The sequence below is a fragment of the Paenarthrobacter sp. NPDC089988 genome (assembly GCF_044748465.1).
In the GTDB taxonomy this organism is placed as follows: Bacteria; Actinomycetota; Actinomycetes; order Actinomycetales; family Micrococcaceae; genus Arthrobacter.
This window is the reverse complement of the sequence record NZ_JBIVGD010000001.1, coordinates 191,641-206,757: the sequence shown is the minus strand read 5'-3', so window position 1 is coordinate 206,757 and position 15,117 is coordinate 191,641. Positions and strand designations below refer to the sequence as shown.

Below are 15,117 nucleotides of genomic sequence, written 5' to 3'. Positions count from 1 at the left end.
ATGATGAACACCATGACGACTGATGAACTTACCATCGCGATCGCTGTACCCCTCGAGGCTGAGTACGTAGAGCAAATCCGCGCCATAGACCCTTCCGTGACGGTTCTGTACGAGCCGGACCTGCTGCCGCCGGAACGTTTTCCCGCCGACCACGCCGGCGACCCGGACTTCAAGCGCACCCCTGAGCAGGAGGAACGCTACTGGGCCATGCTCAACAAAGCACAAGTCCTCTACGGCTTCCCCAACGAAAGCCCTGCCGGCCTGGCGCGGATTGCCCAAAGCAACCCGCACCTGCAGTGGATCCATGCCATGGCAGCAGGCGCCGGTGGAGCCGTCAAAGCCTCGGGACTCGACACTGAAACGCTCCGCAAGTTCCACGTCACCACCTCCGCCGGCGTGCACGCGCTGCCCCTCGCAGAGTTCTCCGCCTTCGGTATCCTCAACGGCTTCAAGCGCAGCGCCGAGATGGCACAGGACCAGGCAGCCAAGGTCTGGCCGGCCCTGCGCACGCCCACCAAGCTTGCCAACGGTTCCAAGGTGGTCATCGCGGGCCTCGGCGAGATCGGCATGGAAACAGCCCGTATCTCCCGGGCCCTGGGCATGAGGGTCAGCGGCACCAAGCGCAACGTCGAGGCCATTGAGGGCATCGACCAAGTGACCACCAACGACGGCCTTGCCGGCCTGGTGGCCGACGCCGATGCCGTGGTGAACACGCTGCCCGGCACCCCCTACACGGAAAAGCTGTTCAGCACGGAGATTTTCTCGGCCATGAAGCCTGGAGCCGTCTTCGTCAACGTCGGCCGCGGCACCGTGGTGGACGAGGACGCGCTCCTCGAAGCCCTCAACAACGGGCAGGTCTCCTACGCGTGCCTGGACGTTTTCGCCGTTGAACCGCTCCCCCAGGACAGCCCGCTCTGGAACCACCCGAAGGTCCTCGTCTCCCCGCACACCTCGGCGCTCAGCACCGCGGAAAACCGGCTCATCGCCGAGCGCTTCTGCAGCAACCTGCGCACGTTCATCGACGGTGGCGAACTGCCGCACCTCGTGGACCCGGTGCACTTTTACTAAGCCAGCACGGCAGCCAAAAGGGCCCCCGCTCCCTCACAGGAGCGGGGGCCTTTTGCGCTGCTTCGGCTGCTACTTGGCGTCTTCCGTGCTGACCAGGTCACGGCCAACCGTTTCCGGCGTGAAGAACGTGGTGACAAAGGAAATCAGTGCAAGGACCAACGAATACACAGCGAGGACCAGCCAGGAATGATTGGTTGCCGCAAGGAGGACGGCGCCCAGCAGTGGGGCCACACCACCGGCAATAACAGCCGAGATCTCGCGGCTCATGGCAACACCCGTGAAGCGGTACTGGGATCCGAACAGTTCGGGAAGCAGCGGGCACTGGGGACCGAGCATCGACTGGACGCCGATGGCAATTCCGACCGCCATGACCACCCACACCAAGGTGACGTTGCCAAGGGTGACGAGGTAAAAGGCAGGAACGGCAATGATGGCCTGGAACAGGGCTCCGTAGCGGTAAACCGGGACCCGGCCGAAGCGGTCCGACAAGGCACCGAAAGTTACCACCAGGATCGCCGCGAAACCCGCCGCAATGAGCAGGCCAACAGGCCCGATGGAGTTGTTGCCGGCGAAGACGCCCGCCGGCATGCTCATGAACGAGACAAGCAATGCAGAGTAGATCGAAGAGTTTCCGTTCTCGCCCATCCGCAGCCCGATGCCCACCAGGACGTTCTTCTTCGAGTGCTTCCACAGGGCCCCGATGGGATTCTTGACCACATTCTTGTGCTTCTCGAGTTCCTGGAAAGCAGGCGTCTCCTTCAACTTCAGACGGATGAAGACCGCAACGGCAATGAGGATGAAGCTGGCAAGGAACGGTACGCGCCACAACCATCCTTGCAGCACCGACTTGTCTGCCATGGCAATGAGGGCAAACGTTCCGGCGCCGAGCAGGGTACCCAGCTGGATCCCGACGAACGGCAGGGAAGCAAAGAAACCACGACGGCGGCGCGGTGCGACTTCCGAGATGAGCGTGGTGGCACCCGCCTGTTCAGCACCCGCGCCCAGTCCCTGGATGATGCGCAGGACAACGAGCAAAACGGCACCGAGCATACCCGCCTGCTCAAAGGTAGGCAGGAGGCCGATGGCGAAGCTAGCAAGGCCCATCATGCCGATGGTCAGGAGCAGCACCATTTTGCGGCCAAAACGATCGCCGATGAAACCGAAGAAAATGCCACCAAAGGGCCGCGCCGCAAACCCGACGCCATACGTGGCGAACGACGCGATCAATGCGCCGCTGTCGCCCAAAGGCTTGAAGAACAATGGCCCAAAGATCAAAGCAGAAGCCAGGCCGTAAATGTAGAAGTCGTAGTACTCCAGAGCGGAGCCTACGGAACTGGCCAGCGTCGCCCTGCGCAGCTGCTCCGGTTCAACAACAGCGTCGTCAGCTTCTGCTGCGAGCTTTGCATTGGTTCGAGTAATCACAAGCACTCCCTCAACATCGCGCCAGGCCCCCGTTGGCCCGGCGAGATAGTGATGGCATCAACCGCCAAGGTCACTATGTTGAACAGCGTACAGCGAGTTGAATCACATGCCAAGGTTGTAATCAGATTTAATGAAAGCTATTCGCGGGCTAGCCCATGGGATTACCCAGTGACCGCGCCAGTTCCTTCAGTTCCTTGACCATGAGCGCACCTTGCTCATCCGAATAGGTCGCCTTCAGCGCCGTGACGGAAAGGCCGAGGCTTGGACCGTGCGCGCCATGGGTGGGAACGGGTACGGCCAGGCAGACGACTCCCACGGTGGACTCTTCATCCTCGAAGGCGAAGCCCTGTTTACGGATGGTGGAAATCTGGGCCTTGAGTTCTTCGGCCGTCCGCAGCGAGTTCGCCGTCATGACCGGAAGCTCCGAGCCATCGGGGAACATGGCCTCGATGTCGTGATCGTGCAGCTGGGCGATGAGCGCTTTGCCAACTCCGCACAGTGAAACCGGCATCTTGTCGCCGATGTTCGAGGTCAATCGAACGGCGGGATGGCCTTCGTAACGTGCCAGGTAAATAACGTGGTCGCCATCAAGCATGGCAACCCGGACCGTTTCGCCCGAAAGGGTTGGTGCCTGCTCACAGTACTTGTAGAACTCCTGCACCTCGTCGAGGCGGCTGAGATAGGCGGCGCCCAATTCCACCAGCTTGCGTCCCAGTGCGAAATCGGCACCTTGGCGGGTGATCAGCCGGGCCTCCTCCAGCGCAAGCAGAAGGTTGGACGTGGACGACTTGGGAATGCCAAGCTCCCGGGACAAGTCACTGAGCGTCAGGCGCCCCGACGGCGACTCCGCCAGGGCCTCCAGTACTGCTGCAGCGCGGGTTACCGCCGGCGCCGGCGAAGAGGAACCCAGCCCATCCGGGCGGGTGGTACGGGAATCGGCCATGATTCTCCTTTGTCGATCTCAACCGGCTGTCCAGTCTGCTGAACAATTCCCATCATAGTGGCAAGAGGGGGAGTCCATCCTGGCGGTGGCCGGCAGCTCCCGACACAGGGACGGAGCTGCCACTGCGCAACTTTCCAAACCCAAAAGTTCAATGTATATTCATCTTCGAGCTCTCCACCGCGGCATCCCCAATAGTCGCGGTGGAGAGCTCATCCATTTCCCGGGAAGATCAGGCGACGGCCAGTTCCCCGCCCCTCAGGCACCATCCCCCGCCTGCGCCGTCCCTCACCAGCTCCCAAGTGGCGAGCATCGACTTGGCGTTGCTTCCCAGCCGAACCTGTACCTGCCACACTTCGACGTCCACGCGCCCTTGCCCCCTTGGCATCCGACGAGCGCTCTCCCACCACGGAACCCTCTCAAACCACCTCACAGGGTCAACCGCTATCTGCCATTCCCTGGCACCCCTGACGACCGCAGCCGGAGTGCCGTCGGGGTTGTTACGAATAAAGACGTGCTCCATGAACGGAACGCTAAGCGGAGGCCCTGACATTTTTAGTGGACGGGCTTCCTCACCAGCACCGGGCGGCAAAGACGGACGAAAACGAAAGAACCCCGCCATTTCCACTTATCAGTGTGAAATGACGGGGTTGCTTGGTGGGTCCTACCGGGATCGAACCGATGACATCCACGGTGTAAACGTGGCGCTCTACCAGCTGAGCTAAAGACCCTTACCTTGGTTTCGGCGGCTTTCTTTCCTTGCCGCTCCAGCCAACGAACAACGACTTTACCTGATCATCCGGTGGAAACACCAATCGTGCTCCCAGGGTCCGGCAGATCAGGCAAATCACGGGACAAATACTCCAGGGCACCGCTGACGCCGAGATCAAGCTTGAGCGTTGCCAACCCGTCTCCACGGGTGGTTCCCCTGTTGATGATCACCACCGGCTTGCCCGCTTGGGACGCATGCCGGACGAACCTCAGTCCGCTCATCACGGTCAACGACGACCCGGCCACGAGCAAGGCGTCCGCGCTGTCCACCATGGCGTAGGCCCGATCCACCCTGTCCTTGGGGACGTTCTCGCCGAAGTAGACGAAATCGGGCTTCAGGGTTCCGCCGCATACGGGACACACTGCCACCACGAAGGACGTGATCAAGGCCGGATCCTCGATGGTTGCGTCGGCGTCGGGGGCCATTTCGACTACACCGGCCTCCAGGGCGGCCTCCACGAAACCAGGATTGAGTTCCTCGAGGATGGCCGCCAGCAGCTTCCGGGAAAACGTATGTCCGTGGTCGAGGCAGATGACTTGGTCGAACCGCCCATGGAGGTCCACTACATTGACGCTTCCTGCGTCCTCATGGAGCCTGTCAACGTTCTGGGTAATGAGGCCGGTCAAAAGACCGCGTTGCTCCATCAAGGCGACTGCGGCATGGCCAGCGTTCGGATCCGCGTGCCGCAGATGCGACCATCCAAGATGGTTCCTGGCCCAGTACCGGCGGCGGTTCTCCACACTGGCAATGAACTCCTGGTAGGTCATGGGCTTCCTCGGAGCCGAGCCCGGACCACGGTAATCCGGAATGCCGGAGTCGGTACTGAGTCCGGCACCGGTGAGCATGGCCAGCCGCTTGCCGGCAAGGACAGCGGAGGCATCCTTCAGGGCAGCCACCTCGTCCGGGGCCAGAGCATCGGCGGATACCGGCGGCATGCTGGCAAAGCCCGTCATGCCCACCCCCGGCCGTGCGCTGGCCACGCTATGTCCTCGAAAGCGCCGACAGGGCTGCGCGGTATTCCGCGAGATCCCGCGCCTGGCCACGCGGATTAACCACCACGTAGCGCACGATGCCCTCGGTATCGATGATGAACGTGCCCCTCAGCGCCATTCCGCTCTGCGCATCGAAAACCCCGTACTGCCGGGCAACGGCGCCGTGAGGCCAGAAGTCTGCCAGCAGATCGAATCCGTAGCCTTCCTTCTCGGCGTAGGCCCGCAACGCGAATTTGCTGTCTACGGAAACAGCCAGCACCGTCGCATCGGAATCCTCGAAGGACCCAATGTTGTCGCGGATTTCGCAGAGCTCGCCTGTGCATATGCCGGAAAAAGCGAATGGGTAAAACACCACTACTACGTTGCGGCCCCTGAAATCCGAAAGCCGGATCGGCTCACCGTACTGGTTGGACAACTCGAAGTCCGGGGCCGGCAGGCCAACCTCGGGGACTACCGAGAGGGCGGAAGATTCCTGGACTTCCGTCACTTGTTCTTCTTTGCCACCAGGCGGGTGGCGCTCCAGTCCTTGGAAACCCCGGCCGACGTGGTCAAGTGCAAACCGGACGTAGGGGCGGCATCCTGGATGTCAGCAGGTGAAACGTAGTTCTCGCGGCCTGACTTCGGTGTCAGCACCCACACCACGCCGCCTTCCTTGAGGGTGGTGAGCGAATCCATCAGCGCATCAACCAGGTCTCCGTCGCCGTCGCGCCACCAATAAATCACAGCGTCGACGACATCGTGGTCGTCTTCATCCAGCAGCTCTGAACCCGTGACATCTTCAATGTCGTCACGCAAGTCGAAATCGACGTCGTCGTCGTAGCCGCGTTCCTGAATCAGATCCCCATCTTTGAAACCCAATCTTTCCGCCACATTTACCGATGTGGCGGCGTCGGCCTCGCTCACGTTTCCTCCTTTTGAAGTGACTTCCATTACTAACAGCCAACACCCTTTGGGCGCGTGCTTCAAGCCATTGTCCCTGCGATCCACCATATTCCGCACCACCCGGCGTGTTTCGAAGCCGTGACAATCGCGTGGCATCCGTCACGGAACGCGCCGGGGTGTGACATACAACGCCCGTCCGGGCCCGCGGCTACGCATACCAGCGCCGTCAAAGCTAGAGTGGCCATGAGTGCATTGGCTGCAGGGCGATCGCCCCGAGGGATTCCATCGGGCAGCCACGCGCTCACAAGACCTGCCCGGCGCATCGGACCGGGCTGTTTGAAACCGAGATGTCGCACACGACGCGTTCACGACGGGCAGTTACCCTGCCGGACCTGAGGCGCCGATGGATGCGCCTAAAGGAAGGTTGGACGTGGCTGCAGGAGAAGAGACCTCACACATCCTTAGTGGGTTGACTGCCCAGTTGCCTGATCGTGATCCGGAAGAGACCGCGGAGTGGATTGAGTCCCTTGATGCGTTGATCGCGGAGCAGGGTACGGAGCGGGCGCAGTACATTATGCGTTCGTTGTTGCAGCGTGCTGGTGCCCGGAGCGTGGGTGTTCCGATGGTGACGACCACTGATTACGTGAACACGATCCCGGTGGACCAGGAAGCGGTGTTCCCGGGCAACGAGGAGTTCGAGCGCCGGTACCGGGCGTACATGCGGTGGAACGCGGCCGTGATGGTGCACCGGGCGCAGCGGGCCGATATTGGTGTGGGCGGGCATATCTCCACCTACGCCGGGGCCGCGACGTTGTATGAGGTGGGGTTCAACCACTTCTTCCGCGGCAAGGACCACCCCTCGGGCGGGGACCAGGTGTTCTTCCAGGGCCACGCATCTCCGGGCATGTACGCCAGGGCGTTCATGGAAGGCCGGTTGAGCGAGGAGGATCTGGACGGGTTCCGGCAGGAGAAGTCCAAGGAAGGCCATGCCCTGTCCTCCTACCCGCACCCGCGCCTGATGCCCCAGTTCTGGGAGTTCCCGACCGTGTCGATGGGTATCGGCCCGATGAACGCGATCTACCAGGCCCAGTCCAACCGGTACCTGCACAACCGCGGGATCAAGGACACCACCGACCAGCAGGTCTGGGCGTTCCTCGGTGACGGGGAAATGGACGAACCCGAATCCCGTGGCCTGCTCCAGCTCGCCGCGAACGAGAACCTGGACAACCTGAACTTCGTCATCAACTGCAACCTCCAACGCCTCGACGGACCCGTCCGCGGCAACGGCAAGATCATGCAGGAGCTCGAGGCGTTCTTCCGCGGCGCGGGCTGGAACGTGATCAAGGTCGTCTGGGGTCGCGAATGGGACACCCTCCTGGAGAACGACACCGACGGCGCCCTGGTCAAGCTCATGAACGAAACCGCCGATGGTGACTACCAAACCTACAAAGCCGAATCCGGCGGGTTCGTCCGCGAACACTTCTTCGGCCGCACCCCGCAAACCAAGGACATGGTCGCGGACCTCACCGACGAGCAGATCTGGAACCTCAAACGCGGCGGCCACGACTACCGCAAGGTCTACGCCGCGTACAAGGCAGCAACGGAGTTCAAGGGCAAACCCACCGTCATCCTCGCCAAAACCGTCAAGGGCTACGGCCTGGGACCGCACTTCGAGGGCCGCAACGCGACCCACCAAATGAAGAAACTGACCATGGAAGACCTCAAGGCCTTCCGCGACCACCTGCGCATCCCCATCACCGACGAACAACTTGACGCGGACCTCTACCGGCCCCCGTACTACCACCCCGGCATGGACGCCCCCGAAATCCAGTACCTCATGGAACGCCGCAAGGCCCTCGGCGGGTTCCTGCCCGAACGCCGCCCCTCCCACACCCCCGTGACCCTGCCCGAAACCAAGTCCTACGAGATCGCCAAACGCGGCTCCGGCAAACAACAAGCCGCGACCACCATGGCCTTCGTCCGGCTCCTCAAAGACCTCATGCGGGACAAAAACTTCGGCAACCGCCTCGTCCCGGTCGTCCCGGACGAATCCCGCACCTTCGGCATGGACGCGTTCTTCCCCACCGCGAAAATCTACAACCCCAAAGGCCAGAACTACCTCTCCGTAGACCGCGACCTCGTCCTGGCCTACAAAGAATCCCCCGCCGGCCAACTCATCCACCCCGGCATCAACGAAGCCGGAGCCGTCGCCGCGTTCACCGCCGCCGGAACCTCCTACGCCACCCACGGCGAACCCCTGGTCCCGATCTACGTGTTCTACTCCATGTTCGGCTTCCAACGCACCGGCGATTCCTTCTGGGCCGCCGCGGACCAAATGACCCGCGGCTTCATCATCGGCGCCACCGCAGGACGAACCACCCTCACCGGCGAAGGACTCCAACACGCCGACGGACACTCACCCCTGCTCGCCGCGACCAACCCCGCCGTGCGCACCTACGACCCCGCCTACGGCTACGAAATCGGCCACATCATCCGCCACGGCCTCGAAACCATGTACGGCGAAAACAGCACGGACAAAAACGTGATGTACTACCTCACCGTCTACAACGAACCCATCACCCAACCCGCCGAACCCGACAACCTCGACACCACCGGGCTCCTCAAAGGCATCTACAAACTCGCAGACGCCCCCCAGGCCACCAACGGGGACCAGAACCGGCCCACCGCCCAAATCCTCGCCTCCGGCGTCTCCGTCCCCTGGGCACTGGACGCCGCCCGCATCCTCGCCGAAGACTGGGGCGTCGCCGCGACCGTCTGGTCCGTCACCTCCTGGAACGAACTCCGACGCGACGGACTCGCCGCCGACGAACACGCCTTCCTCAACCCCGGCCAACCCGCTCCCACCCCCTTCATCACCGAACAACTCAACGGCCACCACGGACCCGTCATCGCCGTCTCCGACTACATGAAAGCCATCCCCGACCAAATCCGCCAATACATCCCCAACGACTTCGCCTCCCTCGGAGCAGACGGCTTCGGCTTCTCCGACACCCGCCAAGCCGCACGCCGCTACTTCAAAAACGACACCCACTCCATCGTCACCAAAACCCTGCAACTCCTCGCGGCAAAGGGCGAAGTCGCAGCTGACGCAGTGGAAACGGCCATCGGGAAGTACCGGCTCCTGGATGTCAACGCCGGCACTACCGGCGGGGCAGGCGGCGACGCCTAGCCACAAGCTGGGCCACAAGTCACCAAGCACCAACCGCACGGCGGCTTTCACCGAAAGGTGAGGGCCGCCGTCGGGCTTTAACACAGCAGTGCTACACCGCCCCCGCGACCACTGCAAGTTGTAGCCTTCGCACAAATGGAGCTTGCCCGGGATGCACCGTATGCTCATTCCATGGCAGAGCCCACCAAGACCACAACCAAGCGCAAGGCAGCAGCAGCGGCTATGTCGCCGGAAAAGGCCGAAACGCTGCGGCAACTCCGCGCCAATGTGGGGCAATTGTCCACCACCACCATGCGGCAGCTCGAGAAATCGCTCCCGTGGTACAGCCGCTTGAGCTCGGATGAGCGTTCAGCCCTTGGCCTCGTGGCCCAGAACGGCATCGCCGCATTCGTGACCTGGTACGAGCGGCCCAGTTCGCCGTCCTGGATCCTCACTGACGTTTTTGGCAACGCGCCCACCGAACTGACGCGGTCCATCAGCCTTCAAAAGGCCCTGCAGTTGATCCGCATCGTGGTGGAAGTCGTGGAGGACCAGGTGCCCGTCATCGCACCGGAACCGGACCAGCCTTCCCTTCGCGAAGCAGTGCTGCGCTACTCGCGCGAAGTCGCGTTCGCCGCCGCCGACGTCTACGCCCGCGCCGCGGAATCCCGTGGATCCTGGGACACCCGCCTGGAAGCCCTGATCGTTGACGCCATCCTGAGGGGCGAAAACACCGACGCCCTGAGGTCCAGGATCGCCGCCCTGGGCTGGAAGGCACAGGAGCGGTTCACGGTTATGGTGGGCAATTCCCCGTCGGAACCCAGCGCCAGCTACGTCAGCGAGCTCCGCCGCACGGCCGGACGCTTCGCGGAAGACGCGTTGGTGGGTATCCAAGGCGACCGCCTGATCCTGATCCTCGGCGGGGTCCAGGACCGTGACAGCGCCTACGTCAAACTGAGTGAATTGTTTGCCCCCGGAGCGGTGGTCTACGGCCCGGAAGCGGGATCGTTGCTGGAGGCCAGCAGCTCTGCCCAGGCGGCTTTCGCGGGGCTGACCGCTGCCCGGGCGTGGCCCTCGGCACCGAGGCCAGTGGCTGCGGATGATCTCCTCCCGGAGCGCGTTGTGTCAGGTGACGACGCTGCCCGCCGTTCGCTGATCAAGAATATCTACCGGCCCTTGTTGGCAGCCTCAAACGGCCTGGTTGAAACTCTGGGGACCTACCTGGAACTGGGCCATTCACTGGAAGCCACCGCCCGCGAATTGTTCGTCCATGCCAACACCGTGCGCTACCGTTTGAAGCGTGTCTGCGACGTGACGGGCTGGGATCCGCTGCTTCCCAGGGAGGCATTCGTGCTGCAAACAGCCCTGGTGGTTGGCCGGCTTTCGGCCCAGCCGAAGGCTGCACCCGAGCGTCATGCATCGCGTTCACAGAACTGAACCGTTGTAGACTTCCTACAAACTGACCCAGTGAGCTTGGTGTACCGAAACACCAGTGGATCACGTGGCAATTTGGAAAGCTGGATACGTGCTTGCAATCGTCTGCCCTGGACAGGGCTCCCAGACCCCAGGATTCCTGGCCCCTTGGCTGGAACTCCCCTCCGTTGAAGGCCAGTTGGCCGCCCTGAGCGAGATCGCAGGCATCGACCTCAAGGCCCACGGAACCACCTCCGATGAAGAGACCATCAAGGACACCGCGGTTGCCCAGCCGCTGATCGTCGCTGCGGGCCTCGTTGCGGCGAAATCACTGTTCGATGTTGAACTGAACACCCTTCCCGTCGTGCTCGCCGGCCACTCCGTAGGCGAAATCACCGCCTCCGCACTGGCCGGCGTCCTCACCGACGAGGAAGCCATGACCTTCGTCCGCGAACGTGCCAACAGCATGGCGGCCGCGGCGGCCGTCACCCCCACCGGCATGAGCGCCGTAGTGGGCGGAGACCCCGTGGAGGTCCTCGCCGCAATCGAAGCCTCCGGCGCAACGCCAGCCAACGTCAACGGCGCAGGCCAGACCGTCGCTGCGGGTACCTTTGAGCAGCTCAAGTCCCTCGCGGAAAATCCGCCCCCGAAAGCCCGCGTCATTCCCCTGAAGGTCGCCGGCGCTTTCCACACCTCGCACATGGCTCCCGCAGTCAGTGCGCTGGACGCCCTCAAACCGTCGCTGTCCCCGCAGGACCCCACGGTTCCCCTGCTGTCCAACTACGACGGCAAGGAAGTAACGGCAGGTTCGGCGGCCGTCGAAAGCCTTATCGCCCAGGTATCCCGGCCGGTCCGGTGGGACCTCTGCATGGAAAACCTGGTTGAACGCGGCGTCACGGGCGTCATCGAGTTGGCTCCGGCCGGCACCCTTGCAGGCCTCGCCAAACGCGGCATGCCCGGTGTCAAGACCGTGGCCGTCAAGACCCCCGAAGATCTGTCCGCGGCCCTGGCGCTGTTCGCTGAATTGGAGGGAGAGGCATGAGCACGCCCGTACTGAAGCAGGCTCCGGTCCAGGAGAACACCCGGATCCTGGGCATCGGTGCCTACCGGCCGGACGTCATTGTCACCAACGACGACGTCTGCCAATGGATCGATTCCTCGGACGAATGGATCCGCCAGCGCACCGGCATCATTACGCGCCACCGGGCCGCCGAAGGCGTCAGCGTCATCGACATGGCTGAAGGCGCCGCCCGCGAAGCACTCGCCCAGGCCGGCATTGAACCGTCACAGCTCGGTGCGGTCATTGTCTCCACCGTCACCCACCCCTACGCCACACCTTCGGCGGCCGCTGCGCTCACCGACCGTTTGGGCGCGACGCCGGCACCCGCCTTCGACATCTCCGCCGCCTGCGCGGGTTACTGCTATGGCGTTGCCCAGGCTGACGCGCTGGTCCGCTCGGGTGCAGCCACCTACGTCCTGGTGGTTGGCGCGGAGAAGCTCTCCGATGTGATCGACAACCATGAACGCACCATCTCCTTCCTCCTGGGTGACGGAGCCGGCGCCGTAGTGGTCGGCCCCTCCGACACCCCCGGCATTGGACCCTCCGTATGGGGCTCCGATGGAAGCAAGTGGGACGCCATTGGCATGACCCACTCGCTGGAAGACGTCAAGAAGCTGGGCGAATCGGCCCGCCACTCGGACGAAACCGACGACCTCGCCATCATCTCGGCCACCCAGGATGTATGGCCGACACTCCGCCAGGACGGCCAAACGGTCTTCCGCTGGGCTGTTTGGGAGATGGCCAAAGTTGCGCAGCAGGCACTGGATGCCGCGGGAATCGAGGCAGGCGACCTCGCCGCCTTCATCCCGCACCAGGCCAACATGCGCATCATCGACGAGATGGTCAAGAAGCTTAAGCTTCCGGAGACTGTCATGATCGGACGCGATATTGCCCAGGCAGGCAACACGTCCGCCGCGTCGATCCCCTTGGCCACCCACCGTTTGCTTCAGGAAAACCCTGGACTCAGCGGTGGCCTGGCTTTGCAGATCGGATTCGGCGCCGGACTGGTCTTTGGCGCCCAGGTGGTCGTTCTGCCGTAGTCCTGGACCGGCCGATGCCCTCCAACCAACTGAATATGACTTACAAACCCAAACCGTAACCGCGGTTTGACCCCCTTTCCGGCAGCAGCCGGCAAAACAAGAAAAGGAGCCGATCATGGCTAGCAACGAAGAAATCCTGGCCGGCCTGGCTGAAATCGTCAACGAAGAGACCGGCCTCGCTACCGAAGCCGTCGAACTGGACAAGTCCTTCACCGAGGACCTGGACATCGACTCCATCTCCATGATGACCATCGTGGTCAACGCCGAAGAAAAGTTCGGTGTCCGCATCCCCGACGAAGAGGTCAAGAACCTCAAGACCGTCGGCGACGCCGTGAGCTTCATCGCCAACGCACAGGCCTAGTCCTGATACCAGCTGTGCCGGGCCAGGGTACGTGATCCTGCGCCCGGCACAGCCGCACTACCGCCCAAAGATTTTTTGCCGCCCCCGCACCAAGCTGCAGCCGGGTCGGCTCATCCGACAGAGAGTGATCGCATGGCACGCAAAGTAGTCATAACCGGTCTGGGGGCCACCACTCCCATCGGCGGCGACGTTCCCACAATGTGGCAGAACGCGCTGAAAGGGGTCTCCGGTGCCCACACGCTCGGGGACGAGTGGGTTTCCAAGTACGACCTCCCGGTCCACTTTGCTGCCAGGTGCTCGACGCCGGCCCTGGAAGTCCTCAGCCGCGTCGAAGCCAAGCGCATGGACCCCTCCACGCAGTTCGGCGTCATTGCGGCCCGCGAAGCCTGGGCTGACGCAGGAATCGACGACATCGACCACGACCGCCTCGCCGTCGCTTTCGCCACCGGAATCGGTGGCGTGTGGACCCTCCTGGATGCCTGGGACACCCTGAAGGAAAAGGGTCCCCGCCGGGTGCTGCCCATGACTGTTCCCATGTTGATGCCCAACGGCGTAGCCGCTGCCGTGAGCCTTGACCTCGGCGCGCGCGCTGGTGCCCACACCCCGGTTTCGGCGTGTGCTTCCGGAACCGAAGCCCTCCATCTCGGCCTGGACCTGATCCGCTCAGGCAAAGCTGATGTGGTCATGTGCGGTGGCGCGGAAGCGGCCATCCACCCGATGCCGCTAGCCGCGTTCTCCTCCATGCAGGCGCTATCCCGCCGGAACGACGATCCCGAGCGGGCTTCCCGCCCCTACGACATCGACCGCGATGGCTTCGTCATGGGCGAAGGCGCCGGCGCTTTGGTGCTGGAAGCCGAAGAGCACGCGATCGCCCGCGGCGCACGCATCTATGCCGAGCTTGCCGGAACCTCCGTCACGGCTGACGCGTACCACATCACCGCTCCCGACCCCGAAGGCCTGGGGGCCACACGCGCCCTGAAGGCCGCCATGTTTGACGGCCGCATCCAAGCTGAAGACGTGGTCCACGTCAACGCGCACGCAACGTCCACTCCTGTTGGCGACAAGCCCGAGTACACGGCGCTGCGGGCGGCCCTTGGTACACACGTGGACAATGTGGCCGTCTCGGCTACGAAGTCCCAGATGGGCCACCTCTTGGGCGCCTCCGGAGCCGTGGAAGCGGTGCTGACGGTCCTGGCCGTCTACGAGCGCAAGGCACCGGTAACCATCAACCTGGAGAACCAGGATCCGGAAATCCCGCTCGACGTCGTGACGTCCGTGCGGGACCTGCCCTCCGGCGACATCGTTGCCCTCAGCAACTCGTTCGGCTTTGGCGGCCACAACGCGGTCATAGCCGTGCGGAACGCCTAGGAGTTTCCGACGCAAGCAGGGCCCCACCTTTTTCGGTGGGGCCCTGCTTTCTGCTATGGGGGTGCGGTGGAGTCCTGTCTAGCCCACCTGGTGCAACCAACGGACAGGAGCACCCTCGGCTGCATGGCGGAACGGTTCCAGCTCTTCGTCCCAGGCTTCGCCGAGGGCAAGCGAGAGCTCATGGTAAACCGCTGAGGGGTCACCCGCGCCGGACTCGTAGGCGTAGCGGATACGATCCTCCGTGACCATGACGTTTCCGTGGACGTCCGTGACTGCATGGAAGATCCCAAGTTCGGGAGTGTGTGACCAACGGGCCCCATCAACACCCTGGCTCGGCTCTTCGGTCACTTCATAGCGAAGGTGTGCCCAGCCTCGAAGAGCGGACGCCAACTGGGCCCCGGTGCCGGGCTTGCCGGTCCAGGACAACTCAGCGCGAAACATTCCGGGCGCAGCAGGTTGCGGGGTCCACTCAAGATCGGTTCGCTTGTCAACGACCGATCCAATGGCCCACTCGACGTGCGGGCACAGCGCTGTAGGCGCCGAGTGCACGAACAGGACACCGCGGGTTGTTGCAACAGACATTCCATCCTCCATAGCTGTAGGTACGTCTTCCCCAACGACCTCTGCCGG

At 63.1% G+C, this 15,117-nt stretch carries 14 protein-coding genes and 1 tRNA gene; 7 read left to right on the top strand and 8 right to left on the bottom strand.

Annotated elements, in window-relative coordinates; genetic code table 11:
- A complete protein-coding gene (locus ACIPV6_RS00965; RefSeq protein WP_400269123.1) occupies window positions 1-1,068 on the top strand; it encodes a D-2-hydroxyacid dehydrogenase in 1,068 nt (355 codons plus the stop codon).
- Between the two features lie 69 nt (window positions 1,069-1,137).
- Here ACIPV6_RS00965 and ACIPV6_RS00960 read toward each other — a convergent pair whose 3' ends face one another.
- The 7 genes from ACIPV6_RS00960 to ACIPV6_RS00930 form a co-directional block, all read right to left on the bottom strand.
- On the bottom strand, window positions 1,138-2,496 hold the full coding sequence (locus ACIPV6_RS00960) for an MFS transporter (RefSeq protein WP_400269122.1): 1,359 nt from the start codon (window positions 2,494-2,496) through the stop codon (window positions 1,138-1,140).
- Between the two features lie 142 nt (window positions 2,497-2,638).
- The gene (locus ACIPV6_RS00955; RefSeq protein ID WP_400269121.1) at window positions 2,639-3,433 is read right to left on the bottom strand and encodes an IclR family transcriptional regulator; all 795 of its coding nucleotides are present in this window, start codon (window positions 3,431-3,433) and stop codon (window positions 2,639-2,641) included.
- Between the two features lie 229 nt (window positions 3,434-3,662).
- Window positions 3,663-3,953, bottom strand: a complete 291-nt coding sequence (locus ACIPV6_RS00950; protein WP_400269120.1) for a hypothetical protein — start codon at window positions 3,951-3,953, stop codon at window positions 3,663-3,665.
- A 132-nt stretch (window positions 3,954-4,085) separates the two neighbouring features.
- Window positions 4,086-4,161, bottom strand: a tRNA-Val gene (locus ACIPV6_RS00945).
- 64 nt (window positions 4,162-4,225) lie between these two features.
- Window positions 4,226-5,182: an NAD-dependent protein deacetylase gene (locus ACIPV6_RS00940; RefSeq protein ID WP_400269119.1), complete on the bottom strand. Its 957-nt coding sequence runs from the start codon at window positions 5,180-5,182 to the stop codon at window positions 4,226-4,228.
- 1 nt (window position 5,183) lies between these two features.
- On the bottom strand, window positions 5,184-5,681 hold the full coding sequence (locus ACIPV6_RS00935) for a peroxiredoxin (protein WP_400269118.1): 498 nt from the start codon (window positions 5,679-5,681) through the stop codon (window positions 5,184-5,186).
- Window positions 5,678-6,097 carry a DUF3052 domain-containing protein gene (locus ACIPV6_RS00930; RefSeq protein WP_397321510.1) on the bottom strand — a complete coding sequence of 140 codons (420 nt, stop codon included), beginning with the start codon at window positions 6,095-6,097 and terminating at the stop codon, window positions 5,678-5,680. The genes ACIPV6_RS00935 and ACIPV6_RS00930 overlap by 4 nt, the downstream gene beginning before the upstream one ends.
- Window positions 6,098-6,479: 382 nt before the next feature.
- On the opposite strand from ACIPV6_RS00930, the gene aceE reads away from it, so the two are divergent.
- The 6 genes from aceE to ACIPV6_RS00900 all read left to right on the top strand — a co-directional run bounded on the left by aceE (window position 6,480) and on the right by ACIPV6_RS00900 (window position 14,487).
- Window positions 6,480-9,266 carry a pyruvate dehydrogenase (acetyl-transferring), homodimeric type gene (gene aceE, locus ACIPV6_RS00925; RefSeq protein ID WP_400269117.1) on the top strand — a complete coding sequence of 929 codons (2,787 nt, stop codon included), beginning with the start codon at window positions 6,480-6,482 and terminating at the stop codon, window positions 9,264-9,266.
- 171 nt (window positions 9,267-9,437) lie between these two features.
- Entirely contained in the window at window positions 9,438-10,682 is a 1,245-nt protein-coding gene (locus ACIPV6_RS00920; protein WP_400269116.1) for a PucR family transcriptional regulator, read from the top strand.
- A gap of 88 nt (window positions 10,683-10,770) precedes the next feature.
- Window positions 10,771-11,700, top strand: a complete 930-nt coding sequence (locus ACIPV6_RS00915) for an ACP S-malonyltransferase (RefSeq protein ID WP_400269115.1) — start codon at window positions 10,771-10,773, stop codon at window positions 11,698-11,700.
- Window positions 11,697-12,758 carry a beta-ketoacyl-ACP synthase III gene (locus tag ACIPV6_RS00910; protein ID WP_400269114.1) on the top strand — a complete coding sequence of 354 codons (1,062 nt, stop codon included), beginning with the start codon at window positions 11,697-11,699 and terminating at the stop codon, window positions 12,756-12,758. The genes ACIPV6_RS00915 and ACIPV6_RS00910 overlap by 4 nt, the downstream gene beginning before the upstream one ends.
- Before the next feature lie 115 nt (window positions 12,759-12,873).
- Window positions 12,874-13,119: an acyl carrier protein gene (locus tag ACIPV6_RS00905; RefSeq protein ID WP_011692310.1), complete on the top strand. Its 246-nt coding sequence runs from the start codon at window positions 12,874-12,876 to the stop codon at window positions 13,117-13,119.
- A gap of 132 nt (window positions 13,120-13,251) precedes the next feature.
- Window positions 13,252-14,487, top strand: a complete 1,236-nt coding sequence (locus ACIPV6_RS00900) for a beta-ketoacyl-[acyl-carrier-protein] synthase family protein (RefSeq protein ID WP_400269113.1) — start codon at window positions 13,252-13,254, stop codon at window positions 14,485-14,487.
- 78 nt (window positions 14,488-14,565) lie between these two features.
- Here ACIPV6_RS00900 and ACIPV6_RS00895 read toward each other — a convergent pair whose 3' ends face one another.
- A complete protein-coding gene (locus tag ACIPV6_RS00895) occupies window positions 14,566-15,069 on the bottom strand; it encodes a DUF3145 domain-containing protein (protein WP_397325874.1) in 504 nt (167 codons plus the stop codon).
- Window positions 15,070-15,117 lie beyond the last annotated feature (48 nt).

Coding starts and splice junctions, on each gene's coding strand:
- ACIPV6_RS00910 (WP_400269114.1), top strand. CDS start 11,697: ATGAGCACGCCCGTACTGAAGCAGGCTCCGGTCCAGGAGAACACCCGG.
- ACIPV6_RS00955 (WP_400269121.1), bottom strand. CDS start 3,433: ATGGCCGATTCCCGTACCACCCGCCCGGATGGGCTGGGTTCCTCTTCG.
- ACIPV6_RS00900 (WP_400269113.1), top strand. CDS start 13,252: ATGGCACGCAAAGTAGTCATAACCGGTCTGGGGGCCACCACTCCCATC.
- ACIPV6_RS00950 (WP_400269120.1), bottom strand. CDS start 3,953: ATGGAGCACGTCTTTATTCGTAACAACCCCGACGGCACTCCGGCTGCG.
- ACIPV6_RS00895 (WP_397325874.1), bottom strand. CDS start 15,069: ATGTCTGTTGCAACAACCCGCGGTGTCCTGTTCGTGCACTCGGCGCCT.
- ACIPV6_RS00905 (WP_011692310.1), top strand. CDS start 12,874: ATGGCTAGCAACGAAGAAATCCTGGCCGGCCTGGCTGAAATCGTCAAC.
- ACIPV6_RS00920 (WP_400269116.1), top strand. CDS start 9,438: ATGGCAGAGCCCACCAAGACCACAACCAAGCGCAAGGCAGCAGCAGCG.
- ACIPV6_RS00965 (WP_400269123.1), top strand. CDS start 1: ATGATGAACACCATGACGACTGATGAACTTACCATCGCGATCGCTGTA.
- aceE (WP_400269117.1), top strand. CDS start 6,480: ATGGATGCGCCTAAAGGAAGGTTGGACGTGGCTGCAGGAGAAGAGACC.